The organism is Hymenobacter segetis, assembly GCF_054776495.1.
Genome location: NZ_BAAHBV010000002.1, coordinates 918,818 through 941,661, shown reverse-complemented (window position 1 = coordinate 941,661; position 22,844 = coordinate 918,818). Strand labels below are relative to the sequence as shown.

At 64.1% G+C, this 22,844-nt stretch carries 16 protein-coding genes; 1 reads left to right on the top strand and 15 read right to left on the bottom strand.

What is annotated here, in order from left to right; genetic code table 11:
- The first annotated feature begins 25 nt into the window (after positions 1–25).
- A complete protein-coding gene (locus ACYU70_RS14490) occupies positions 26–1,477 on the top strand; it encodes a T9SS type A sorting domain-containing protein (protein WP_342298151.1) in 1,452 nt (483 codons plus the stop codon).
- 107 nt (positions 1,478–1,584) lie between these two features.
- Here ACYU70_RS14490 and ACYU70_RS14485 read toward each other — a convergent pair whose 3' ends face one another.
- From ACYU70_RS14485 to ACYU70_RS14415, 15 genes are all read right to left on the bottom strand, one after another.
- Positions 1,585–2,949 carry a T9SS type A sorting domain-containing protein gene (locus ACYU70_RS14485; RefSeq protein WP_342298149.1) on the bottom strand — a complete coding sequence of 455 codons (1,365 nt, stop codon included), beginning with the start codon at positions 2,947–2,949 and terminating at the stop codon, positions 1,585–1,587.
- Between the two features lie 362 nt (positions 2,950–3,311).
- Complete coding sequence (locus tag ACYU70_RS14480; RefSeq protein WP_342298148.1) at positions 3,312–4,322, bottom strand: glycosyltransferase family 2 protein; 1,011 nt, start codon at positions 4,320–4,322, stop codon at positions 3,312–3,314.
- A gap of 159 nt (positions 4,323–4,481) precedes the next feature.
- Positions 4,482–5,711, bottom strand: a complete 1,230-nt coding sequence (locus ACYU70_RS14475; protein WP_342298146.1) for a glycosyltransferase family 61 protein — start codon at positions 5,709–5,711, stop codon at positions 4,482–4,484.
- Between the two features lie 59 nt (positions 5,712–5,770).
- Positions 5,771–6,979, bottom strand: a complete 1,209-nt coding sequence (locus tag ACYU70_RS14470; protein WP_342298144.1) for a glycosyltransferase family 61 protein — start codon at positions 6,977–6,979, stop codon at positions 5,771–5,773.
- A 51-nt stretch (positions 6,980–7,030) separates the two neighbouring features.
- Positions 7,031–7,981 (bottom strand): GDP-L-fucose synthase family protein, encoded by a 951-nt coding sequence (locus tag ACYU70_RS14465; RefSeq protein ID WP_342298142.1) that lies wholly within the window; start codon positions 7,979–7,981, stop codon positions 7,031–7,033.
- Between the two features lie 58 nt (positions 7,982–8,039).
- A complete protein-coding gene (gene gmd, locus ACYU70_RS14460; RefSeq protein WP_342298141.1) occupies positions 8,040–9,155 on the bottom strand; it encodes a GDP-mannose 4,6-dehydratase in 1,116 nt (371 codons plus the stop codon).
- A gap of 257 nt (positions 9,156–9,412) precedes the next feature.
- The gene (locus tag ACYU70_RS14455; RefSeq protein ID WP_342298140.1) at positions 9,413–12,124 is read right to left on the bottom strand and encodes an Ig-like domain-containing protein; all 2,712 of its coding nucleotides are present in this window, start codon (positions 12,122–12,124) and stop codon (positions 9,413–9,415) included.
- A gap of 608 nt (positions 12,125–12,732) precedes the next feature.
- On the bottom strand, positions 12,733–14,013 hold the full coding sequence (locus ACYU70_RS14450; protein ID WP_342298138.1) for a hypothetical protein: 1,281 nt from the start codon (positions 14,011–14,013) through the stop codon (positions 12,733–12,735).
- The gene (locus ACYU70_RS14445) at positions 14,010–14,939 is read right to left on the bottom strand and encodes an alpha-1,2-fucosyltransferase (RefSeq protein ID WP_342298136.1); all 930 of its coding nucleotides are present in this window, start codon (positions 14,937–14,939) and stop codon (positions 14,010–14,012) included. The genes ACYU70_RS14450 and ACYU70_RS14445 overlap by 4 nt, the downstream gene beginning before the upstream one ends.
- A gap of 187 nt (positions 14,940–15,126) precedes the next feature.
- The gene (locus ACYU70_RS14440; protein ID WP_342298134.1) at positions 15,127–15,966 is read right to left on the bottom strand and encodes a glycosyltransferase family 2 protein; all 840 of its coding nucleotides are present in this window, start codon (positions 15,964–15,966) and stop codon (positions 15,127–15,129) included.
- 50 nt (positions 15,967–16,016) lie between these two features.
- Positions 16,017–17,366 (bottom strand): glycosyltransferase family 4 protein, encoded by a 1,350-nt coding sequence (locus ACYU70_RS14435; RefSeq protein ID WP_342298132.1) that lies wholly within the window; start codon positions 17,364–17,366, stop codon positions 16,017–16,019.
- On the bottom strand, positions 17,363–18,403 hold the full coding sequence (locus ACYU70_RS14430) for a nucleotide-diphospho-sugar transferase (protein WP_342298130.1): 1,041 nt from the start codon (positions 18,401–18,403) through the stop codon (positions 17,363–17,365). The genes ACYU70_RS14435 and ACYU70_RS14430 overlap by 4 nt, the downstream gene beginning before the upstream one ends.
- Positions 18,372–19,706 carry an O-antigen ligase family protein gene (locus ACYU70_RS14425; protein WP_342298128.1) on the bottom strand — a complete coding sequence of 445 codons (1,335 nt, stop codon included), beginning with the start codon at positions 19,704–19,706 and terminating at the stop codon, positions 18,372–18,374. The genes ACYU70_RS14430 and ACYU70_RS14425 overlap by 32 nt, the downstream gene beginning before the upstream one ends.
- 167 nt (positions 19,707–19,873) lie before the next feature.
- Positions 19,874–20,986: a glycosyltransferase family 4 protein gene (locus ACYU70_RS14420; RefSeq protein ID WP_460616032.1), complete on the bottom strand. Its 1,113-nt coding sequence runs from the start codon at positions 20,984–20,986 to the stop codon at positions 19,874–19,876.
- A gap of 15 nt (positions 20,987–21,001) precedes the next feature.
- Positions 21,002–22,666 (bottom strand): lipopolysaccharide biosynthesis protein, encoded by a 1,665-nt coding sequence (locus ACYU70_RS14415; protein WP_460616031.1) that lies wholly within the window; start codon positions 22,664–22,666, stop codon positions 21,002–21,004.
- Positions 22,667–22,844: the final 178 nt, after the last annotated feature.

Sequence of the window (22,844 nt, the reverse complement as noted above, 5' to 3'; positions counted from 1 at the left end):
ATCTCTTGCTTTTCAGGCTTCCGGTATGGTGCACCACTTACATTTTTTCCGACTATTGAGCTGCTGCTGGGTTTGGCTGCTGGCGGGGCCGGCTGCCGCGCAAATACGCATTCTATTCATCGGCAACAGCTTCACAAATGGCAAGTACACGCCGGTGCTGAACTATAACGCCGCCGGCATCACCGACGAAAACTACGGCCTGCCGCCCGGCAGTCCCCGCTACCAGACCGACCCCACCATGCCCGGCCCCTGGGGCGGCGTGCCGGGCATCTTCAAGAAAATGGCCGACCAGACCGGCCGGGCCTATGATGTGCACGTCGAAGTAGTGAGCGCGGCCACGCTGGCCTACCACTACACCAACGCCCTGCCCGTGGTGCAGCAGGGCCCTTGGGACCAGGTGGTGCTCCAGGAAAACAGCACCCAGCCCCTGCCCGTGGCCCGCACCGGCCAGCCTGCCGATTTTCTGACCTATGCCACCCGCCTCGAACAGGCCGTGCACGCCAGCAGCCCCGCCGCCCGCGTCTACCTGTTCCAGACCTGGCCCCGGGCCGACATGACCTACCCCACCGGCCAGCCCTACTCCGGCCTGCCCATCGATACCATGATGCGCGACCTGCGCCGAACCTACGGCTACCTGGCCACCCACAACGCCCGCATCGCCGCCGTGGCCCCTGTGGGCGATGCCTGGCTGCGGGCCATGCAGGCCGGCCTCGCCGTGCGCGACCCTTACAACAACCCCAGCGCCACCCAACTCAACCTGTGGGGGGGCGATAACCTCCACGCCAGCAAGTGGGGCTCGTACCTGGCCGCCTGCGTCCTGTTCGCCCAGCTCACCGACATCGACCCGCGCACCCTGGGCCCCGCCGAGCAGGCCGCCGTGGCCCTCGACATCACCGGCCCCACCGCCGTGGCCTTGCAGCAGGTTGCATTTCAGCAGGTATTTATGCCCGGCGTGGCGCTCCCCGTGGTGCTCACCGCGTTTGCCGCCCAGCGCCAAGCAGCCGGCGTGCGCCTGCGCTGGGCCACCGCCACCGAGCTGCAAAATGCCCGTTTCGACGTGCAGCGCAGCCCCGATGGCGGGGCCTTTGCCACCATCGCCACCGTGCCGGGAAGCGGCAATTCTTCCCAGCCCACCAGCTACGCGTTTTTCGATGCCCTGGCCCCGTCGGCGGCGCTCTACTACCGCCTGCGGCAGGTGGATGTGAGCGGCGCGGCTACCTTCTCGCCGGTGACGGCGGTAGGGCCGGTGGTCGCGCCGGTGTCGCTCTATCCCAATCCGGCCCGGGAGCAGCTTTTCATCGCGGGGGCGGCTGCCACGGCCTACCGCGTGCGCAACTCCCTCGGCCAGCTATTGCGGCAGGGCTCCATGCCCGGCGGGCAGGCCACCGTGGAGCTGGCCGGCCTGCCCGGCGGCCTCTACCAGCTGGAGCTGGAAACGGCCATCGGGCGCGTGCGCCGCACGTTTGTGCGGGAGTAGGTTGAGGATGGGGATAGGATGAGGGAATGGAGAATAAGGAATAAGAAGGCCGTCATGCTGAGCGAAGTCGAAGCATGACGGCCTGAATTTTTGTTCTTCAAACGCCGCTACGGCAGCACGAAGCGCCCCGCGTAGCGGCCGCCCGCATTCACGAGGTGCAGCACGTAGGTGCCGGCCGCCAGCCCGGCCACCGGCACCGTGCCGCTGCCCGAGGCCGCCAGCGGATACCGTCCCAGCCGCTGCCCCATGATGGAATACAGCTCCAGCTCCTCGGTGCCGGTGGCCGGGCCGGCAAAGGTGTAGTGCAGCAGGCCATCGCCCGGCGTGGGCACGTAGGCCAGGAGCAGGGCCGGGGCCGCGCCGGGCACCACGGTCACCACGCGCACCAGCGAATAGGTGCTCGTGCCGTCCACATCCACCTGTTGCAGCCGGTAATACAGCTTGCTCAGGTTGGCGGGCAGCTGTTTGTCGACGTATTGGTAGGCCTGCGCCAGCGTGGTGTTGCCGTGCCCGGGCAGGTGGGCCACCGAAGTGAATTCGCGCCCATCGGTGCTGCGCTGCACCACAAATTCCTTGTTCTGCTCCTCGGTGGCCGTGTTCCAGCGCAGCTGCACCGCGCCAGCCCCCAGCGGCTCGGCCAGAAACGCCGTGAGCCGCACCGGCAGCGGCGGGGCCACCACCACGAAGCTGATGGTCAGGGGCGAGCCTGCCGTTCCACCGCCCTGGGGTGCGTCAAATGGTGTGGCCGTAAGCGTGTACGTCCCGCCCAGCGGTGTCCAGGAGTTGTAGGCCCCGTTCAGGTCGCTGAACAGGGCATAAGGAGGCAGGTTTTCCACAGTGGATTGCACCTGTGGGCCGCTTAGTTCAAACACCACGCTGCCCACCGTGGCGGGGGTGGTGTTGGCCCGAATGTTCAGGTGCTGGGTGGGCAGGCCATTCAGAATCAGGGTCATGCCGGGTACCATTACCTGTATGTCGAGATTAGTGTCGGCATTGACCAGGGAAAAGCTGCTTACGCCGCCCACCGAGTTGACAAACGAAAAGCTGAGCGTGAGGGGCGCGCCCGATGCGCCCCCAGGGGAGTAGGGCGTACCCAGCAGGGAGTAGCTGCCCAAGGGGGGCACCCACGGAAAATAATCACCCTGGAAATCGCTGAACAAGGCATAAGGCGCAATTCTTTCCGTGCTATTTCGTGTCTGCGCACCGCTTAGGTTAAACACCACGCTGTCAACCGGGAGTAGGTCGGTATTGGCCCGGATGTTCAGGTTGCGGGTGGGCAGCGTGGCCAGGTCTATCACCATGCCCGGCGTCATGATGAATAGGTCCTGGTCGGTGTCGGCATTTATCAGGGTGAAGCTGACGATGGAGGCAGCTCTGGCCGTAGTGCCGGTGCCTGCTACCCAAGTAGGGAGCAACGGTGTAACCCAGGCAAACAGGCTGATTAATAGCGATAAGTAGACCTTGATTTTCATGACAGGGAGACGTTGAAAGTGGATACTTAACCGGCTCACCCAGACACTGGCATCCAGAAAGAGTATGCGTGGATGAGTTATTGCAAATATAATATATATAATTAATTAATAAATATAAACTTTCTAAGTTCGAGGTTCTGCTTATTGTATATTTATTGCAAACTTTTGAGATAAAATAGCCCAACAGTAGTGTGCTGCCTGCCAGAACCCTAACTACACGGTAGCTCGGGCGGCGGTCCACGCCGGCGATGCAAGAGCGCAAGAGCACACGGCAACTTATCAGCACGGAAGTACTGATAAGTTGCCGTGATAAACACTGTTCTAACCCGTGCTAAGATGTAAGATGGTTGTTCCAGCCGCTACTAGGCAGTAGTGACCGGCGTGTTCGCCGCCCGCCGGGATACCGCCGGGGCCTGAGTTGCCGCCGGCCTCGGCTGTGCCGCCCGCGCCTGAATGAGCGCCCGCGTGGCCCAGATGCCGCGCCGGTGCTGCCACACGTAGCGGTAGGCCCGCAGCGAGGGCCGCTCCAGCAGCAGGCAGTAGAGCAAAATGCCCAGCTGCCGGGGCAGCGCCCGCAGCCACTGGCCCGGTAGCTGCCGCGCCGGCGGGTTCTTGAGCAGCAGCAGCCACTGGTTTTTCACGGCATCGGCCTTGATGGTGCCGTTCAGGCGCAGGCGGCGGCGCAGGTCGGCGGGGCGGAACTCGCGCGGGTGCAGGGCCCGGCAGGCGGGCTCAAACCAGGTGCTCCAGCCGTAGAGGCGGCCGCGCCAGGCAATGTCCCAGTCCTCCTTGTGGGCAAAAAAACGCTCGTCGAAAAACTGCCCATCCACCCGCAAATCATCGATAAAAGCGCGGCGGTAGAGCGGCAGCGCACCATCGGCCCCATCCACCGGGCCGGCAATGAGGGGCGTTTCGGCCAGCAGGTGGCCGTGGTGGCGCAGCCGAAAGCGGCCGTCGGGCAGGGCCTCCAGCCCGGTGCTGTCGATGCGTGGGGCGGCCCCGGGGCTTTGCAGCAGCAGGCCGCACACCGTGCCGGCACTGGGGTGGGCGCGCAGCGTGGTCATGGCCCGGCCCAGGTAGTTCACGGCCATTTCGATGTCGGGGTTCACCAGCAGCACAGCCTCCGAGGTGGTGCGGTCGAGGGTGTAGTTGTGGCCGCCGCAGAAGCCGGTGTTGCGCGGCAGCGGGTGCAGGCGCACGCGGGCATCGGTGGCGGCCAGGGCGGCCACGCGGGCGCAGGTGTCGTCGGCCGAGGCGTTATCCACCACCCACACCTCAAAGTCGGCATACGTTTGGGCCAGTATCGAGCGCAGGCAGGCTTCGATGACGTCGGCGCTATTCCAGCTGACGACGGAAATCAGAACGGAAGGCATGGCGGTAGGGGAGGTTTGTACTGTTATCCAGAACGTCATGCTGAACGCAGCCGAAGCATCTCTTCCGCGCCAGTAATCAATGACGACTGCAACGAAGCGGTAGAGATGCTTCGGCTGCGCTCAGCATGACCGGTTTTTACACTCTAAAATTTTACTCCCTCACGCACTAACCGGCTGACGCAGGGCTATTTCCACGGCTTGGCGCAGGGCCGTCAGGTCCACGGTGAGGTCGTCCTGGCGGTCGGCGGTGGCGCGCTGGGCCGAGGCCGATTCCAGGGCGCAAATGATGGGGTAGTGCGGCATGCCCAGGCGGGCGGTGAGGTCGAGGTAATCGGGCACCACCAGGTTGCGGGGCAACAGCTCGATGAGCGGCGTGCCCTCGGCGCAAAACATGATGTTGACCAGCCCCGCGCCCACCGGCCCCACCACCGCCCGCGCCCCGGAAAACAGGGCCGCTTTCTCGCGGAAGCTAAGCTCGGTGAGGGCGTAGCTTTCGAAGCCATATTCAGCCAGCAGGGCTTCCACCTCAGCCTCGTTGCGCACCCGCCGGAAGGCGGCATCGCGCCGGCTCACATATACCAGCGGGCTGAAGCGGGTGGCGCGAGCCGCCGCGGCCGCTAGGGGCCGGAAGGCGTCCTTCATAAACTCGCCGGCCCAGCGCGGGGCGTGGCGGCCGGTGCCCCGCACCGGCGAGGTGAGCAGCAGCCGCTGGGCGCGCAGGTGCGTGGTGGTTTGCAGGTCGATAATCTGCTCGCTGCGAATGCCCAGGGCCAGCAGCGTTTCCATCACAAAGTGCTGCTCGCGGCTATAAATCAGGAAGTAGTCGACTTCATCCCACAGGCCGGCTTCCTCCACCAAATGCAGACGGGGCAGCGAGTCGAGGAGCCAGTGGTAATAGTTGCCCATGGCCGCGCCGCCGCCCGAAAGCAGGCTGCACACCGTGCCCGACACCTGGCCCGGCGACCGAAAATACCGCTGCCGGAAAATGGGGTTTTCGGCCGGCGGGGCCACTGCGAAATTGCCCGCCGAGAATTGCAGCGACACATCGCCCACCAGGTGGTTATCGGCCGCGACCACGGCGATGGTGCCGAAATTATCGGCGTTGATGCGAGCGTTGGGCAGCAGCAGCACAAAGGCGGCGGCCACTTCCTCCTGCTCGGCAATGCGGTCGTAGTAGGCCGGGGCTAATGATACAAACTCGTCGGGCACGGTGAGGTGCGAGGTGTAGGCGGGGTACACTTCCACGTAGTGCGCGCCGCTGCCGGGCTGGTTGGCCAGGGCTTTGGCGGTGGGGTGCACGCCGATGGGGCGCAGGTGCTCGTGGTGCGGCACCAGGTCGCGCAACAGCCGGCCGGTGCGTCGTTGGGCACGGGTAATGAGGTCTTGCATGGTCAGATGAGTTTGCTGGTGGGAGGGGGAAGGCCCGGATGATGGTGGTCGGTCGGGTATCACAATACCTGGTGCAGGCAGCTGCTGAGCGCGTTGAGGTCCACGGTGAGGTTTTCGCGCCAGCCGGCGCGGCGGGAGGTGATGGGGCCATCGGCGGCATCGGCTACCAGATAGCGGTGGCGCAGGCCCAGGCGGTAGCACAGCTCGGGGTATTCCACCACCGTGAAGTGCTTGGGAAACAGCTCGACTACCGGCGTCCCGGCCGGGGCAAACACCAGGTTGGCCAGGCCCGCGCCGGTGGGCGCTACCACGGCCCGTGCCCCGGCAAACAGCGCCAGCTGCTGCTCAAAGCTGTAGTCGCTCAGCACGTGCGTCTCGAAGCCGTAGGGCCGCAGCAGGGCTTCCACATCGGGCTCGTTGAGGACGTGGCGGGCGGGGGCGTCGCGTCGGCTCAGGTACACGTAGGGGCTGAAGGTTTGAGGGGCGGCGGCGGCGCGCAGCTCGTCGCGCAGGAAGGCGCAGGCCCATTGGGGGGTGTGGGTGCCCGCGCCGCGCACCGGCGAGGTTACCAGCAGGCGGTCGGCCACGAGGTGGCGGTGAGTGCGCAGGTCGAGTACCTGCTCGGGCCGGATGCCCAGGGCACGGAGCGAGTCGGCCACGAAGCGCCGCTGTCCATCATACACCAGGAAATAGTCGATTTCATCCCACAAACCCGCTTTTTTGAGCAGATGCAGGCGCGGCAGCGAGTCAATCAGCCAGTGGTAATAGTTGCCCACCGCCGCCCCGCCGCCCGACAGCAGGCTGGCCACCGTGCCGCGCACCCGCTGGGGCTCCGAGAACCAGCGCTGGACAAACACGTTGTTTTCCTCCGGCCGGGCCAGGTCTGAGCGTTGCGCATCGTATTGAAACGAGGCATCGCCCACCAGCCGGTTGTCGGGGCTGATGACGGCCACGCTCAGGGCGTTGTCGGCCAGCAGGCGGCCCTCCACCAGACTTAGCACGAAGGCGGCCGGGGCCTTCTCCACGCGGTTGGGCTTGGCGTGCAGGCCGCCGTAGTCGGTGGTGTGGGCGTAGAGGTCGGGCGTCACGTTCAGGTACGACACCTGCGCGGGGTAGGCCTCGGTGTAGCTAGCCCCGCTGCCGGGGCACGCGGCCAACCCCCGGCTGCTGGTATGCACACCCACAGGGCGGTAGTGCTGGCGGCGGGGCAATAGCTCGCGCAGCAGGCGGCCCGCCCGCTGCCGCCCCCGGTTCAGAATGTCAGGCATTTTCACAGCAGAAAAAGGGTAAAAGCGAAGAATGAGGGCGTGGCGGCCGTGCTACTCCACGGGTTGGCCCTGCCCGGCGGCCTGCCACTCGGCCGAGGCCAGGACCTGGCGCAGGCCGGCTTTCAGCGAGAGGCGGTGGCGCCAACCCAGTGCGTGTATCCGGCTCACATCAAGCACCTTGCGCATGGTGCCGTCGGGCCGCGAGAAGTCGAAGTGGATTTCGCCCGCGAAGCCGGTGAGCTCGGCAATCAGCTCGGCTAACTCGCGGATGGACAGGTCTTGGCCGGTGCCCACGTTCACGGGGGCGGCTTCGTCGTAGTGGTCCATCAGGTAGAGGCAGGCCTCGGCCAGGTCGTCGACGTGCAGAAACTCGCGGCGCGGGGTGCCGGTGCCCCACACGTCCACGCGGGGCCGGTTGTGCTGCACGGCTTCCTCAAACTTGCGCAGCAAAGCGGCCATTACGTGCGAGCTTTCCAGGTCGTAGTTGTCGTTGGGGCCGTAGAGGTTGGTGGGCATCACCGTGATGAAGTTGCAGCCGTACTGGTCGCGGTAGGCCTCGCACATCTTCACGCCCGCGATTTTGGAAATGGCGTAGGGCTCATTGGTGTGCTCCAGCGGGCCGGTGAGGATGTATTCCTCCCGAATGGGCTGCGGGGCCAGCTTGGGGTAGATGCACGACGAGCCCAAGTACAGCAGCTTGCGCACGCCGCAGCGTTGGCTTTCGTGCAGCACGTTGGCCGTAATCATCAGATTTTCATAGATAAAATCGGCCCGCAGGGTGTTGTTGGCGTGGATGCCGCCCACCTTGGCGGCGGCCAGCAGCACGTATTCGGGCCGGGTTTCGGCAAAAAACCGGCCCACGGCCGCCTGGTTGGTCAGGTCGAGCTGGGCCGACGTGCGGGTGATGAGGTTGGTGTAGCCCCGGCGCGTGAGCTCGCGCAGTAAGGCCGAGCCCACCATGCCCCGGTGGCCCGCGATGAAGATGCTGGAATTCTTTTCCATGAGTAAAAAAGCGAAAGCGAAACGGTGGAATGGCGCGGCAGCGGGTGCCCGGGGCCGGCTATTCGTCGTGGTAGCTGAGCACGGTGTGGCCGGCTTCGAGCAGCACGGTATCGCGCCGGAACAGGGTCAGGTCGCTCTGCACCATGTCGCTCACCAAGCCGGCCAGGTCGTACTTGGGCACCCAGCCCAGCTCGGCCCGCGCCCGGCTGGGGTCGCCGATGAGCAATTCCACCTCCGTGGGGCGGAAGTAAGCCGCGTCCACGGCCACCACCTGCTGGCCGGTCCGCAGCTGGAAATCGGGGTTGTGGCAGGCCCGCACGAAGCCCACTTCGGCCACGCCCTCGCCCGCAAAGTCTACTTCGATGCCCAGCTCGGCAAAGGCCAGGCGCACAAAATCGCGCACTTTAGTCGTCACGCCGGTGGCAATGACGTAGTCGCGCGGCTCGTCCTGCTGCAACATCCGCCACATGGCCTCCACGTAGTCTTTGGCGTGGCCCCAGTCGCGCTTGGCGTCCAGGTTGCCCAGGTAGAGACGGTCCTGCAAACCCAGCGCAATGCGCACCACGGCCCGCGTAATCTTGCGGGTGACGAAGGTTTCGCCCCGGCGCGGGCTTTCGTGGTTGAACAGGATGCCGTTGCAGGCATACAGGCCGTAGGCCTCGCGGTAGTTCACCGTAATCCAGTAGGCGTAGAGCTTGGCTACGGCGTAGGGCGAGCGGGGGTAAAAGGGTGTGCTTTCGCGCTGCGGCACCTCCTGCACCAGCCCGTACAGCTCCGAAGTGCTGGCCTGATAGAGCCGGGTTTTCTTGCCCAGGCCCAGAATGCGGATGGCCTCCAGCAGGCGCAGCGTGCCCAGGCCGTCCACATCAGCCGCGTACTCGGGCGTGTCGAACGAAACCTTGACGTGCGACATGGCCCCGAGGTTGTAAATCTCATCGGGCTGCACTTCCTGCACGATTCTAATCAGATTTGTCGCATCGGACAAGTCGCCGTAGTGCAGCTTGAAGCGCACGTCTTTCTCGTGCAAATCCTGGTACAGGTGGTCGATGCGGTCGGTATTGAACATCGACGAGCGGCGCTTGATGCCGTGTACTTCGTACCCTTTACTCAGCAGCAGCTCGGCGAGGTAGGCCCCGTCCTGGCCCGTAATTCCAGTAATTAATGCGCATTTCATAAGCAGTAGTGAAAATGAGGTGAGAAATGACTGTCAGGCACCCCGGATAGAGTAGGTGATAGCAAGATAGTGATTTATATCAACATTCATATATTGTTCATTCATTAATTTATTTTTCCGACAAGAAAAACCTGTTATTCTACCGAGGAGCTGTTGTAGCACCGACTATAAAACCCACCCTCTTCCCGAAACCAAAAAAGCCTGGCCGCAGGGGCCAGGCTTTTGAGCAGGTGCGCGTCGCGCATTTAGAGAAGATACTAGGGCAGCGGGGTGGCTTGCTTCCAGAGCTCGATGCCCGAGATGTTGGCCATGCCGCCGGTGGTACCCACGTTCACGGTGCCATCGGTCACGTTGGCCGTGAAGGGGCCGAGGCGGTCCCAGTGGCCGGCCGAGCCGCTGTTGTAGCCGCTCAGTACGGTTTTGCCTTCGAGCGAGATGTTGAAGGTTTCCGCGTTGTTATCCTCCCACACGTAGAGGTACACGCTGTAGGTGCCGCTGGTTACGCCGCTCAGGGCCAGGCCGGTGCTGCTGCCGTACATCGACGAGCGAATCATGCTGGCGCGGGTGGCATCGGTGGTGGGGGTCAGGGTCACGTTCTGGTTCGAGAAGGCGGTGAGGCCGGTGGCGCGGAAGTTAGCTGCGCCCGAGCTGGCGGCCCAGCTATTGCCGTCGAGGGTGATGGCTCCGCCGCCCAGGTTCACGGCCCGAACGAAGGTGGGCGCGGTGGTGGTGGGCGGTGTGGTGGTCGTGGGGGCCGTTACGGTCACGCTAACGGCGGCCGAAGTCGTGGCAACAGCGGCGTTGTTGGTAGCGCGGGCCGTGAGGCTCAGCGTGCCGGCCGTGGTGGGCGTGTAGCTGAAGGTGTAAGGAGCCGTCAGGTCTTCGCCGAGTTTAGTCACCCCATTGAAGAACTCCACTTTCGTGATGGTGCCGTTGGTCGAGGCGGCCGAGGCCGTCAGGTTCAGGGCCGTGCCCACGGTGCCGGTGCTCGGGGCGCTCAGGCTAACGGTGGGGGCGCTGGGCGTAGTCGGCGTGGTAGTGCCCGAGTTCTGCTTCCAGATTTCGATGCCCGACAGGTTGTTGTTGTTCGAGCTCACCGTCCCGATGTTGATGGTGCCATCGGTCACGTTGGCCGTGAAGGGGCCGAGGCGGTCCCAGTGGCCGGCCGAGCCGCTGCTGTAGTTCGACTGCACGGTCTGGCCTTCGAGGGTGATGTTCAGGGTCACGGGGTTGTTATCTTCCCACATGTAGAGGTACACGCTGTAGGTGCCGCTGGCCACGCCGCTCACCGCCGCGCTGATGTTGGGGTCATACACCGAAGCACGAATCATGGCCGCGCGGGCGGCGTCGGTGGCCGGGTTCAGCGTCACGCTCTGGTTCGAGAAGGGCGAGCCGTTGATTTGGAAGTTAGCGGCGCTGTTGCCGTCTTCAAAGCTCAGGCCATCGATGGTGGTGGCGGTGCCGCCTACGTTAATGGCCCGCACGAAGGTGGCGTTGGTCGGCGTAGTGCCGGTGCCCGTGGTGGGCGGCGTAGTCGTGGTCGGGGCCGTCACGGTTACCGAAGAAACGGCCGTCGAAGTAGCGGCGCCGGCGTTGTTGGTGGCGCGGGCCGTGAGGCTCAGCGTGCCAGCCGCCGTGGGCGTGTAGCTAAAGGAATAAGGAGCCGTCAGGTCTTCACCGATTTTAGTAGCGCCGTTGAAGAATTCCACCGTGGTGATGGTGCCGTTGGTGGAAGCGGCGGTAGCCGTCATGTTCAGGGCCGTGCCTACGGTGCCGGTGCTGGGCACGCTCAGGCTAACGGTGGGGGCGCTGGGCGTGGTAGGCGTAGTAGTGCCGCCGCCGCCGCTGGTGCCGCCCACGCCAAGGGTGATGCCGTTCTGCGACAGTTTCTGCTGCCAGAGCGTCCATTCGGCCTGCTCATCGGCCAGCGTCAGCGGACGGTCAGGAATGTGCGTGGTGCTCGTGCAGGTGGGGCAGGCGCCGGGGCTGGTGTCCTGGCGGTTGGTGTAGGGCGTGTTGCCGCCCTGGTAGAAGAAACCAATGAAGTTATTGGTCATATCGTTGTTGAAGAACACCGAACCCGACTGCTGGTAGGCGTTCCAGAGGCCGGCGGCGGCGTAGCCGGCGGGCATCTTAGAGCCGTCGGGCAGCAGGCCGCAGGTCACCATGCGGTTATTATAGTAGTGGTTGTCGTGGCCCGAGGCGATGTTCATGGCCGCGCAGGTGCTCACCAGCTGGTTGTTGTAGCCATTAATAAAGGCCGTGGCACCGCTGGCCGACTGGGCGTCGCCGTCAATCGTGATGCCCGAGCCCGTGTAGCTCGACCCCGTGGCGGGGTAGGGGTAGGCGCCCTGCACGTAGTTGTCGTGCAGCTTCAGCGGGCTGCCCGAGGTGCCCGACGAGTTGTAGAAGTTGATGTTGTCCTCCACCAGCGACTGGTTGGGCTCGTTCAGTACTTCATTCCAGGCAATTTCGGCCCCGACCAGGCCGAGTGCGCCGTTCATGCCCAGGAAGTTGCAATAGGTGCCGCCGCCGTTGCGGTAGCGGCCGTCCAGGTTTTTCGATTGGTTGTAGCGGATGGTCAGCGTCTGCGAGGCCGTGCCGTTGCCGCCCCACTGATAGATGTCGATGCCCGTGGTGTGCTCGAAGTAGTTGTGCTCAATCACAATCGACTTCGCCGAGTTGGCCTCCAGGAAGCGGCCGTGGCGGGTGTTGTCGGCGCTCTGGGCCAGGCCGTAGCCTTTGTTGTTGCGCACAATCAGGTTGTCGCCGCCGTTTTTAGCGTCAATCAAGTCGCCGGCACCGGCCAGCACGCAGTTCTCAATAACGACGGGCTGCGTGGTCTGAATCGTGATGACCGGCACATTAGAGTCGGTGCTGCGGTAGTTACCCGTATAAGTACCGCCCTGCGTGATAACGAGCGGGCCGGAATACGTAACGTTGGGGGCCTGCGCCATGGCCGGATTCATACCCGGTGCTACCGCGAGGAAGCAACTAATAGCCGCAGAAAGAATGCCAGTAAGTGGGCGTGTTACAGGGGAAAGAGCGAAGGTGTGCTTGAGATTTTTTTGCATTCTTGAAAAACTTGAAACGAAAAAAATGATTGGCAATGGCCCCTTCAACCCAGCCAAAAATCTATTTGTTCCAAGCCTTCTGATAGAATTTGTTATATATCATAAAATGCAATTTAAAATTGCTCGTTAGCATAGGTCCGCCTGCGGGATAGGTTTCCCAGGCTGAGAATGCTGCTTTGGCAAGCCGTGTGCAGGCCGGTAAACTTCATCAAAGCAGCCTTTATAAAGCCCATTTAAACATAATAGGGGCTTGTTATGTGCTTTAAGGGGGCTTTGGGTTGGGGTGCCGAAGTCGGCGTTATCACAAGCCGGAAAAGCTCGTCATCAGCTTTTGTAACTGATATATATGATTGGTTAAGCTAATTATTTGAGATTAATTAAATTTTCAATACTTCGCAAAGTGCAATAGCGTATAAGTTGTTATATTTAAGATATGCAATATTTAATTTTTGGTTGAAAACGGCTAAAACTTGATTTAAATTGAATTAATTCAAGTTTGCCTATCAATATGATTTCGGCCTGAATGAAGTCATGATGCTCCGCATGGCCCCGCTATCGACGCTGGGAGGCTGCTGAAGGCGCATTCGGGGCCGGGCGGGAGTGGCGGCCGGGCCTACGTGCAGGCGCTGCGCCCGCAGCTTGTGCTGCCATAGCTTCCATTCGGCCTGCTCGGTTTGCAGGGTGATGGGGTTGGGTAGGTGGGTGGTGGCGGTGCAGGGCGCGCAGGCATCGGGGCTCAGGTCCTGACGGTTGGGCAGGGGAGTGCTGCCGCCCCAATGCACGAAGCCCACCACGTTATTACTGACCTGGTTGTGGAAAAACACGGTGGGCGGCTGCTTGTAGGCATTCCAGACGCCAATGCCGGCGTAGTTGGCCACCAGTCGGGTGCCGTCGGGCAGCAGGCCGCTGGTGATGATGCGGTTGTGGTAGAAGTGGTTGTCGTGGCCCGAGGCGATATTCAGGGCGGCGCAGGTGCTCACCAGCTGGTTGTCGTAGCCCTCCACGAAGGCCGTGGTGGTGATGGGGGCGCGGCCGGTGCCGTCCAGGGTGATGCCCGAGCCGGCGTAGGTGGCGCTGGTGGCCGGGCTGGGGTAAGCGCCCTGAATGTAGTTGTCGTGCAGGCGGGCCGGGCTGGTGCGGGTGCCGCCCGAGTTGAAGAAGTTGATGTTGTCCTCGACCAGCGACTGGTCGGGGTCATTAATAATCTGGTTCCAGGCCACTTCGATGTTGGCCAGGTTGGGCAGGCCATTCAAGCCCAGGAAATTGACGGGCGTGCTGCCGCCGTTGCGGTAGCGGCCGTCGATGTTGCGGGCCGAGTTGTAGCGCACGGTGAGGGTTTGGGCGGGGGTGCCGTCGCCGCTCCACTGGTAGATGCTGATGCCGCTGGTGTGCTCAAAATAGTTGTGCTCGACGCGCACGGATTTGGCGGAGTTTGCTTCCAGAAAGTGCCCGTGGCGAATGTTATCGAGGCTTTGGGCTAGGCCGTAGCCCTGGCAATTCACCACGGTGAGCTGGGCGCCGCCCCGGGTGGCCTCAATCAGGTTGCCGGCCCCGGCCAGCACGCAGCCGCTGAGCGTGACCGGCTCAGTGGTTTCGATGCTGACGCAGGGCAAGCTGGAATCGGTGCTGCCGAAAGTGCCCGTATAGGTGCCGCCGTGGCGGACGATGAGCTGGGCCGGGCCGCTGGGGTGCCGTCCGCAGCCCGCCGGGAGGCCCGCGCCGCTCAGTGCCGCCAGCATGATGGCGTAGGCCGCCGGGCGCGGCCAATAGGTGGGCGGGCTCATACCAGTGCCACTTTTTCCGATTCCCAGCGCACGGTTTCCTGGTCTTCAAATACCACGAACTGGGCCAGGGACTGGATGGGCTGGTCGGGGCGGTGCAGGTGGCAGAGGGGCACGCGGCCATAGAAGGAAGCCCACATGGAGTAGGTGCTCAGCGGGCCGATGATGTAGTCGCAGCCGGCCAGCGCGTACAGGTCTTCCAGCGGGTGGTCGGTGGAGCGGCCGGTATCGAACTCGGCAAAGTCCGCGGCGGGGATGGGCTCGTTGGAAAACAACAGGAAGCGTACCCGCGCATCGGCCGGAAACAGGGCGCGCATTTCGCGCATGGCCCGCACGTAGGTGGCGTTGGTGTAGAGGTAGGCCCCGCCGTACCAGCCAGCGTAGTCGCCCCGCCGGATGTGTACGCCCACCAATACGTCGGCGTGGGTGCGGTTGGTGGCCAGCACTTCGGCCACGGCATCGCGGTGCGGCTTTATGGGCCGGAAGAAGCGCCGCAGCAGGTCGCCGTGGCGGGCGAAGTTGGGCTTGTCGCGGTATTGCCAGCCGTGCACCATGAGATGGCGCGGGCCGTGGGCCTGGGCCAGATATTCGGCGCTGTTGAGGTCGACATCGCCGGTGGGCAGGTCGCCTACGAGGTGCACACCCAGTAGGCGCGGCAGCCAGGGCAGGCGCAGGAGCACGGGCGGCCCCACGCGCCATTGCAGCACGCGGTGCAGCATATCGGGCACGGGCTGGTCGGCGTGGAGGCGCACCGGCAGGCGGCCGAAAAAGCTGTCGCGCTGGCCCACGGTGCCTTCAAAATAAGGCGCGTAGCTTTTGAAGGCGGGAATGGCCAATTCGTAGTCGTGCTCCACAGCATTGACTAAAAAATGCGAGGTGAGGAGCAGGCAGTTGCCGAAACCGTGGAGGTCCTGGGTCAGAATAACCATAGCGGGAGGAAGGATTTGGGGGTGAAGGGAAGGGGGAGTAGAAAGTAGTCGGGGCATTGGCCCGTCATGCTGAGCGTAGTCGAAGCATCTCTACCGCTTCGTTGAGTCAGCATTGATTACTTATGAGGTAGAGATGCTTCGACTACGCTCAGCATGACGTTCTTTTTAGCCAGCTAAACAGCTTATGTTAGTGCATGAAATACCCCGCCAGCCGCCTCGCGTAGCCATTCAACAGGAAGTAGGGCAGGTAGGGGCGGGGGCAGTTTTTGAGGGAGAAATGCGTGAAGTTGCGCAGGTTGCCGCCGCCCCGAATGCCGAATAAGTGCTGCAAATAGCCGCGCAGGCTGCGCTGGCGGCGGGTTTGCTCCTGGCCGCTTTCTTCGGGGTAGGTGCTGAGGCGGGCGTCGTAGTTGCAGAACACGGGGAAGCCGTGGCGGCGGGCCACGCTGGTGTAGTCGAAATCGGCGAGGTAGTGCGGCAGGCGCTTTTCATCGAAGAGGCCAATGGCTTCGATGACGGCCAGCGGAATGAGCAGGCCGCGGCCGGGGAGGTAGGTGACGGGGTGCAGGCCGTGGCGCTCGCCGGGCGTGAGCTCCTTGAGCAGGTCGTGGCGGGTGTTGGTGCTCCAGTCCAGGCGCTCGCCGCCGTACACGGGCTCGCCGGTGGCGGCGTCGAGCTCCAGCGCACCCAGCACGGCGGTGGGGTGCTGGTCGGCGTAGGCCAGCATTCGCTCGATGAAATCGGGCAGGGCCAGCACGTCGTTGTTCATGGTGAGCACGCGGGTGGCGCCCAGGGCCAGGGCGCGGCGGATGCCGGCATTCACGCCGGCCGTCCAGTAGAGGTTGCCGTCGCCGGTCACCACTTCCACCTCCGGAAACTCGTTGGCCAGCACCTCGGCCGTGCCGTCGGTAGAGCCGTCATCAACCACCACGACGCGGAAATCGGTGCGGGTTTGCTGTCGAAGCGAGTTCAGACAGGCGCGGGTGTAGGGCAGGCGGTTGAAAACCGGAATGACGACGTACAGCATAAAAAAGGCTTACAGGGGAAGGATGGAGGGCAGGAGTTAAGAGTTGGCAGTTAAGAGTTAGGAGTTAAAAGTTTGTGGGATTGCACGACCTCGGGGCGGCGCTTGTGGCGGCGCAGGCGCGAGAGCGGCAGCTTGCGCCGCCGGGCCAGCAGGGAGGAGGGTTTGGCCGGGGCCAGGTTCAGGTCGTGCAGCATGGTCAGGAGGCGGTCGAGGCGCTGGGGCCAGGTTTGGCGCAGGGCGAATTCGTAGCCGGCGCGGCCCATGGCGCGGCGCGCCTCGGGGTGGTCGTACACGTATTCCACGGCGCGGGCCATGGCGGCGGTGGCCACGGCCGGCGACTCGACCGATACCTTGATGGCGGCCGCATCGGGCAGAAAGGTGCGCGCACCTTGGTGGTTGAGCGTGATGATGGGCAGGCCCGTGGCCAGCGCCTCCATGAATTGCGAGGCGAACGAATCGCGCAGCGAGCCGAACAGAAACACGTCGCTATTGAGCATGGCGGCGTGGACTTCGGCCCACGGCACGCTGCCGCGCCAGGTCACGCGGCCCATCAGGCCGTACTGGGCAATCCAGCCGGGCACGAGGTCGCGCATCGGCCCATCGCCCAGCACGGTGAGGTGAAACCGCACCCGCTTATCGACCTGCGAAAGCGCATCGAGCACCAGCGGCAGGGCTTTATTCGGATAGAGCCGGCCCACCCACAGCAGCTCCAGTACGGAACGCGCTGGCCGCGCCGGAAACTCGGCCGCCCGAAAGGCTTCGGAAAGGCCGGTATCGAGGAAAAGCTCTACCCGTTTGGCTCCCAGCCGCCGGGCCAGGTTGGCCGATTCGTCGTTGGAAGCCAGCACCAGGGCGGCGTGGCGCAGGTTTTGGCGCAGGTTGTAGTCGAAGGTGGTGAGCACCCAGGTGAAGGCCGAGCGCAGGGTTTCGGTCTGGAACCAGTCGGGCAGGTACTGGCGGAAGGCGATGGGGGCTTTCTGCGCGCCGCCCACCGGACCGTACACCAGCGGCTTGCCCAGCCGCCACAGCCAGGAGCCCATTTTCAGGCTGCTGTAGGTAGCGTGGTGCACCAGGTCGAAATCAACTTCCCGGTCGAGCCGCCGGGCCAGCCGCCAGGCCGTGTACTGCCAGATGAAGTAGTGCAGATACACCCCAAACTGCCAGCGATACAGAAACTGCACCCAGCCGGGTACCTTCGGATATACGAACTGAATGCGGCCGGCCGCGCCCTCGTGGGCATTATTGGCGAGGAAAGTGGCGATGCCCAGCCGGCCATACGGCGTGGTGAGGCACCACACGCGGTGGCCGCGCTGCGCCATGCCCCAGGCCCAGTGGAAGCCGTTGCCGCACTCGCCGCCCTGGGCGGGGTTGCAGGCATAAGAGGAGACGAGAACATTCATGACGATAATGCAGAAGCGGGGTGAGGGTGAGCAAGCGGGGACGCCACGGGCTTGGGCGACGAGGGGGCGGGCGGGGTAGCCGCCGGGAGCAGCCGGGCCACTAGTCGCCGCACCGTGGCCCAAGCGCGGCCGGCCAGGTGTTCGCGGAAGTGGCGGGCGTCGCGGCGGGCATCGCGCAGCACGGTGGGCGGGTGGCGCAGCGGAAAATTTAGCTCGTGCGCGGCGGGGTGAGCATCCTGGTCGTAGGGGTCGAAGGTGTGGGTGGCGTCGTTGCCGAAGCCGATGTTGGTGACCAGGTTCACGGCCGGGATGATGGTGAGGCCACCGTTGCAGGCCACCGCGAAGTGCCACTGGTAGTCCCAGATGTGGGGTGGCTGCGGGCCAAGGCGCACCGCCTCGAACTTGCGCAGCCAATACTGGCGCTCCAGCCAGACGGGGTAGATATTATCTAAATCGCCGCGCCGGCGCAGCTCGGTGAGCAGGGTGAGGTGAATATCGAAGTGCCGCCAGGCGCGCCGCCAGGTGGCCCAGCCCCAGCTGTGCACCCGCCCCGAGAAATGGTAGGAATCGGCCTCGGCCGGCACGGGCCACCGGGCATCACGGGAGAGGTTGTTGCCGCTGATGTGCATCACGCGGCTATCGTAGCGGTAGCGGCGCAGCAGCTGGTCGCAAAAATTGAAAAAACTGGCCGTGGGCAGGCAGTCATCTTCGAGAATAATACCCTCCGGCTCTTGCCGAAAAAACCAGTCGATGGCCGTGGCGGGCCCCAGGCCGCAGCCCAGGTTGTCGTCCCGAAACAGCGTCTGGACCGTGCAGGGCCAGTTTACTTCGGCTTCTATTAAGGCACGGGTTTCGTTGCACAGGGCGGCATCGGTGGGGCGGCCGGGGCGGGGGCCATCGGCCGCCACGTAGAGGCGGGCGGGCTGGGCCTGGCGCACGGCCGCCAGTACGCGCCGCGCCGCCTCCGGGCGGTTGAACACGATGAGCAGCACGGGCGTGTCCAGCTCAGGGGCGGGCGAGGTTGGGAGCGTGGGCATGGCGGGAAGTGGCAAGAGAATCGAGGCGAGGCAGGCGCTGGCGGGCAGGCTGCGGGATAGCGGGAGCGGGCACGGGCACCCGGCCGGGCTCGGCGGCGGCGGCCAGTGAAAGGCCCAGCAGACCGAAGAAATACAGCGGCCAATCGTAGGAAATGCTGTAGACCAACGAGCTGATGCTGTACACGATGAGCACCGCCGAAGTGGGCGGCAGTGGGGCGCGGCTCAGCAGGCGGCGGCCCAGCAGCAGCAGCGGCACCAGCACCGTGAGCAGCAGCCCGAGAATACCGAAATAGAACAGCCGGTCGACGTAGAAGCTGTGGAAATGGTGGCCCGTGCCATCGGCCCATACCTGCACCTGGCCGCCGCCATCCTCGGCCAGGGTGTAGAACTGCACCGGCAGCTCAAAGCCCTTCAGGCGCATGCCGGCAATGGGGTATTCTTCCAGATACGGCTTATAGGCTTCGAACTGCTTCAGCCGCCAGCTGCCGGTGCCCTGCTTGTCGGGGTGCAGAATGTCGCCCACGCTGGACTCCAGCTTCTTCACCACTTTCGGGTCGCTGAGGGCCACTAGGCCGCCCGAAATCAGGACGAACAGCGGCAGCAGCACCATGGGCAGCAGCCGGGCCGAACTGAGGCGGGCACCTTCCACGCGGCCCAGCATGAGCAGCACCGCGTTCAGGGCCAGCGCCGCGCCCATGGCCACCCACACCGAGCGATGCTGCAGGAAGATAATTAGCGCCGCCCCCATAAAAAAGAGCAGCAGCCGCATCATCCCGCCCCGCGTCAGGTACTGGTTGAGGTAGTAGAGCGTGGGCAGCAGCAACATCATGGCCGAAGTGGAAGCAAAGCCGCGCTCATTATCCAGAAATGCCGACAGGCTCAGCGCATCGGGGTGGTACACGGCTAGGTCGGCCAGCAGGCCCAGCATCACGGTGCCCATCAGCAGGCCAAATGGCGGCGGCCCAAACCGGCGGTAAAACGCATAAAGGCCAAACACATGGCTTAATATCAATAGCTTGGCAAACACGTGCGGATACACCGCCCACGAGCCCCAGCCGGCATACGACTCCAGCGCCAGCCCGCCCAGCGCCGCCACCACCACCAGAAACCAGCGCCGCATCAGCGGCTGCATATACCGGAAGTACAGCACCGAAAAGCCGCACGAAGTAGCCAGCAGCAGCAGTCCGAACTTCGCCAGCACCGGCGAGCCCTCATCGGCCAGCGCAAACTCCGTGAAGGCGCGGTCGGTGATAATCACCCCCAGCACCGGCAGCACGTACAGAAAGCGTAGGCTTAGCTTCATTTTGGTGTGGAGTTTGGGTGGTGTTAGCAACTACAATGGCCGTCATGCTGAGCGCAGCCGAAGCATCTCTACCGCTTCGTTGCTTCAATTGGATTAGTATTGAGGTAGAGATGCTTCGACTGCGCTCAGCATGACGTTCTTTTGGTTCGACGTTCTTTCGAGTAGCCTCAGCAAGCCACCATCGGCGAGTCTTCCCGCGCCTCTTCGTACACGCGGTGCGTGTCGGCCACGGTGCGGGCCCAGGTGAAATCGCGCACCCGGTCCTGGCCGCGGCGGGTGAGAATCTGGCGCAGGGCACGGTCGTAGAGCACGCGGTCGAGCTGTTCGTGCAGGTCATCGGCATCGTGCGGGGCGAAGTAGAGGGCCGCGTCCTGCGCGATTTCCGGGAAGCACGACGCATTGCTCAGCACCACCGGGCAGTGCTGCCCGAAGGCTTCGAGAATGGGAAACCCAAACCCTTCATACAGCGACGGAAATACGAAAGCCCGCGCCCGGTGGTAGAGGTGGTGCAGCTGACCATCGGAGAGGTAGCCGAGCTGGTGAACGCGCGCGGCCACGCCGGCCTCGCGCAGCTGGGTCATTTCTTCCTCGGTGAAGGGGCCGCCGCCGGCGCACATCAGGTGCAGGCCGGGGTACTCGGCGTGCAGCATCCCGAAGGCCTTCACCAGGCAGCCAAAATTCTTGTAAGCCCGGCGGCTGCCGATGAACAGCAGGTAGTCGTCGGGGGCTACCACGGCCTCCTCGTAGGGGTAATGGCGCACGGCGTGGCCGTGATGAACTACGGTCACATGGTCGGGGGGGACGGGCAGCAGGCGCAGCACGTCGGCCCGCGTGTTTTCTGATACAGTGATGATGCGGGCGGCGCGGCTGGCCAGCGTGCTCAGCTCCGTGCCGGTGCGCTGGTAATACTCGCTGAACAGCGCCGGAATCATGTCGTGAATGGTGATAACGAACGGCTTCTTGCCCAGCAAATCCAGAAACCAGGTCTGGTCGTTCACGGTGGGGTGGAACACGTCGAACTTCTGCCGCTGAATGGCCTTGCAGGAGGCCCGGCGGTTGGCGTACTGCATCATGCGCCACAGGCCGGGCACCTGCACGCCGGGCAGCAGCCCCAGGTGGCGGGTATGCTTCCGGTCCTTCAGGTAAATGTTGTTGCTGAGCACCACGGGCAACTCGCAGGTCACCTCCGGCCCGGCGTGGTCGATGAGTTCGTAGAAGTAGCGGGAAACGCCCCCCACATCCTGAATGGAAAACGTTTCGGGTTCGTACAGGATTTTCATGGCCGGGGCAGGGAGCTAGGCAAGCTCAGTTTCAGCGGTGGAGAAATGGGTGGGTTGAGTCTCGGCGGGCGTTTCGGCTTCCAGTTCGATGGCAAGCGTAGTGGTGGGGGCGGGCATCGTGGCCGGCGCATCGCCGGCCTGCCGGGCCAGGCGGGCGGACATGGCGTGCAGCAGGCGCGGTATCAGGCGGTCGGTGGCCGCAGCGCGGGTGCCGGTGAGGCGGGCCAGCAGGGCGCGCATCACGGTGCGCAGCTGCACGGGCGGGCGCACCAGCACCAGGCCGGCCAGCACCACGGCCCCGGTCAGCACTTCGGCGATGAGGATGGCCAGGGCGGGCGCGTGCAGGGCCAGCAGCCCCAGGCGCACCGCCGCAATGGCCCCGGCCGCTACGGCCCCCGCCAGCACGCCCGGCCCATAGGCCCCGATTACCGCGAAGGGTGCCGCGCCCAGTTCGCGCCGCATAATGTTGGAATACAGGGCAGTGCGTAGTAACTCGCAGCCCACCATGGCCCAGGCCACACCCACCAGCCCAAACTTGCTGCCCACAAACAGCAGCACCGCCAGCGCCGCCAGGCACACCAGCGTAAGCAGCAGCTTGTGGCTGAGGGCCGCCGTGGCATCGCACACCACCCCGGCAAACATGGTGATGGCGCTCAGCACATACGTCACGCTGATGACCTGCAGAATGGGCACCGCCGCCATCCATTTCTCGCCCAGCATCACATGCACGATTTCCGGAGCGGCCACCACCGCGCCGGCGCACACCGGCGTAATTATCATGGCCACCAGCGTGATACTGCTCAGATAAACCTCGCGCAGCCGCGCCCGGTTTGCCTGCACCTGGCTGAAGGATGGGAACACCACCTTCGCCACGTTGCTGGACAGCAGGTACACCGGCAAGCCAATCAGCAGCCCGCCCCGGGTGTAGATTCCCAGCGCCGCCGGCCCCAGCAGCCGCCCAATCAGCAACGTATCGAGCGACTGCGTCACGAACTCCACGAAGCTGATGGCCGACATCCGGCTGCCATACGCCAGCAGCGGCTTATAGGCTTCCCAGCTGAACAGCGGCCGCAGCGTGTGCCGCACTGCCCCGTAGGCCAGAACGCTCATTATCAGTCCCTGACCTAGGGTGGCGCTCACCAGTGCCCACACCCCGAAGCCCTGCCAGGCCAGCACCATGCCCAGCCCCAGGTAGCTTATCAGGAACGAAGCCATCTCGAAAATAGCCAGCGCCCGGAAGCGCATGGCCCGGTGTAGCAGGCTCATCGCCGTGCCATTCAAACCACTAAATAGGATGCCCAGCGCCAGCGCCCGCACCACGGGCACCACCTCGGGCTGATGCACGATGGTGGCCGCCAGTGGCGCGCCCGCCACCAGCAGCCCCGCAAAAAACACCCCCAGCACCACCGACGACGTGAACGCCGCCCTCACGTCGCGCTCCGTCAAATCCGGCTTCTGGATGATGGCCCGCTCCATGCCCATCTTGGCGAAATACACCCCAAAGCGCAGAATCACGCCCGCCAGCGCCACCAGCCCGAAGGCAGCCGGGCTCAGCAGGCGCGCCATCACGGCGGTGTAGCCCACCTGCAGCACCGAGTTGACGATGGTGGCCGTCATCGTCCACTTCACACCATTGACGGTGGCCACGGTCAGGTTTTGAGGTTCGTCGGTGGAGGCCATTGGGGGTGGTGGGTGGTTTTTGGTTGTTGGCGTTGGGGCGTTTGGTATCCATTGGAGGGTCGAACGGTCATGCTGAGCGCAGTCGAAGCATCTCTACCGCTTTGTCTGCCGGAACCTCACCCCCAGCCCCTCTCCAAAAGAGAGGGGAGTTGGACGAAGCGGTAGAGATGCTTCGGCT

Excerpts from the sequence above, each read along its gene's own strand:
- ACYU70_RS14430 (WP_342298130.1), bottom strand. The coding sequence starts at position 18,403 with ATGCCCACGCTCCCAACCTCGCCCGCCCCTGAGCTGGACACGCCCGTG.
- ACYU70_RS14475 (WP_342298146.1), bottom strand. The coding sequence starts at position 5,711 with ATGCAAGACCTCATTACCCGTGCCCAACGACGCACCGGCCGGCTGTTG.
- ACYU70_RS14490 (WP_342298151.1), top strand. The coding sequence starts at position 26 with ATGGTGCACCACTTACATTTTTTCCGACTATTGAGCTGCTGCTGGGTT.
- ACYU70_RS14470 (WP_342298144.1), bottom strand. The coding sequence starts at position 6,979 with ATGCCTGACATTCTGAACCGGGGGCGGCAGCGGGCGGGCCGCCTGCTG.
- ACYU70_RS14465 (WP_342298142.1), bottom strand. The coding sequence starts at position 7,981 with ATGGAAAAGAATTCCAGCATCTTCATCGCGGGCCACCGGGGCATGGTG.
- gmd (WP_342298141.1), bottom strand. The coding sequence starts at position 9,155 with ATGAAATGCGCATTAATTACTGGAATTACGGGCCAGGACGGGGCCTAC.
- ACYU70_RS14445 (WP_342298136.1), bottom strand. The coding sequence starts at position 14,939 with ATGGTTATTCTGACCCAGGACCTCCACGGTTTCGGCAACTGCCTGCTC.
- ACYU70_RS14420 (WP_460616032.1), bottom strand. The coding sequence starts at position 20,986 with ATGAAAATCCTGTACGAACCCGAAACGTTTTCCATTCAGGATGTGGGG.
- ACYU70_RS14455 (WP_342298140.1), bottom strand. The coding sequence starts at position 12,124 with ATGAATCCGGCCATGGCGCAGGCCCCCAACGTTACGTATTCCGGCCCG.
- ACYU70_RS14415 (WP_460616031.1), bottom strand. The coding sequence starts at position 22,666 with ATGGCCTCCACCGACGAACCTCAAAACCTGACCGTGGCCACCGTCAAT.
- ACYU70_RS14485 (WP_342298149.1), bottom strand. The coding sequence starts at position 2,949 with ATGAAAATCAAGGTCTACTTATCGCTATTAATCAGCCTGTTTGCCTGG.
- ACYU70_RS14425 (WP_342298128.1), bottom strand. The coding sequence starts at position 19,706 with ATGAAGCTAAGCCTACGCTTTCTGTACGTGCTGCCGGTGCTGGGGGTG.
- ACYU70_RS14440 (WP_342298134.1), bottom strand. The coding sequence starts at position 15,966 with ATGCTGTACGTCGTCATTCCGGTTTTCAACCGCCTGCCCTACACCCGC.
- ACYU70_RS14450 (WP_342298138.1), bottom strand. The coding sequence starts at position 14,013 with ATGAGCCCGCCCACCTATTGGCCGCGCCCGGCGGCCTACGCCATCATG.
- ACYU70_RS14480 (WP_342298148.1), bottom strand. The coding sequence starts at position 4,322 with ATGCCTTCCGTTCTGATTTCCGTCGTCAGCTGGAATAGCGCCGACGTC.
- ACYU70_RS14435 (WP_342298132.1), bottom strand. The coding sequence starts at position 17,366 with ATGAATGTTCTCGTCTCCTCTTATGCCTGCAACCCCGCCCAGGGCGGC.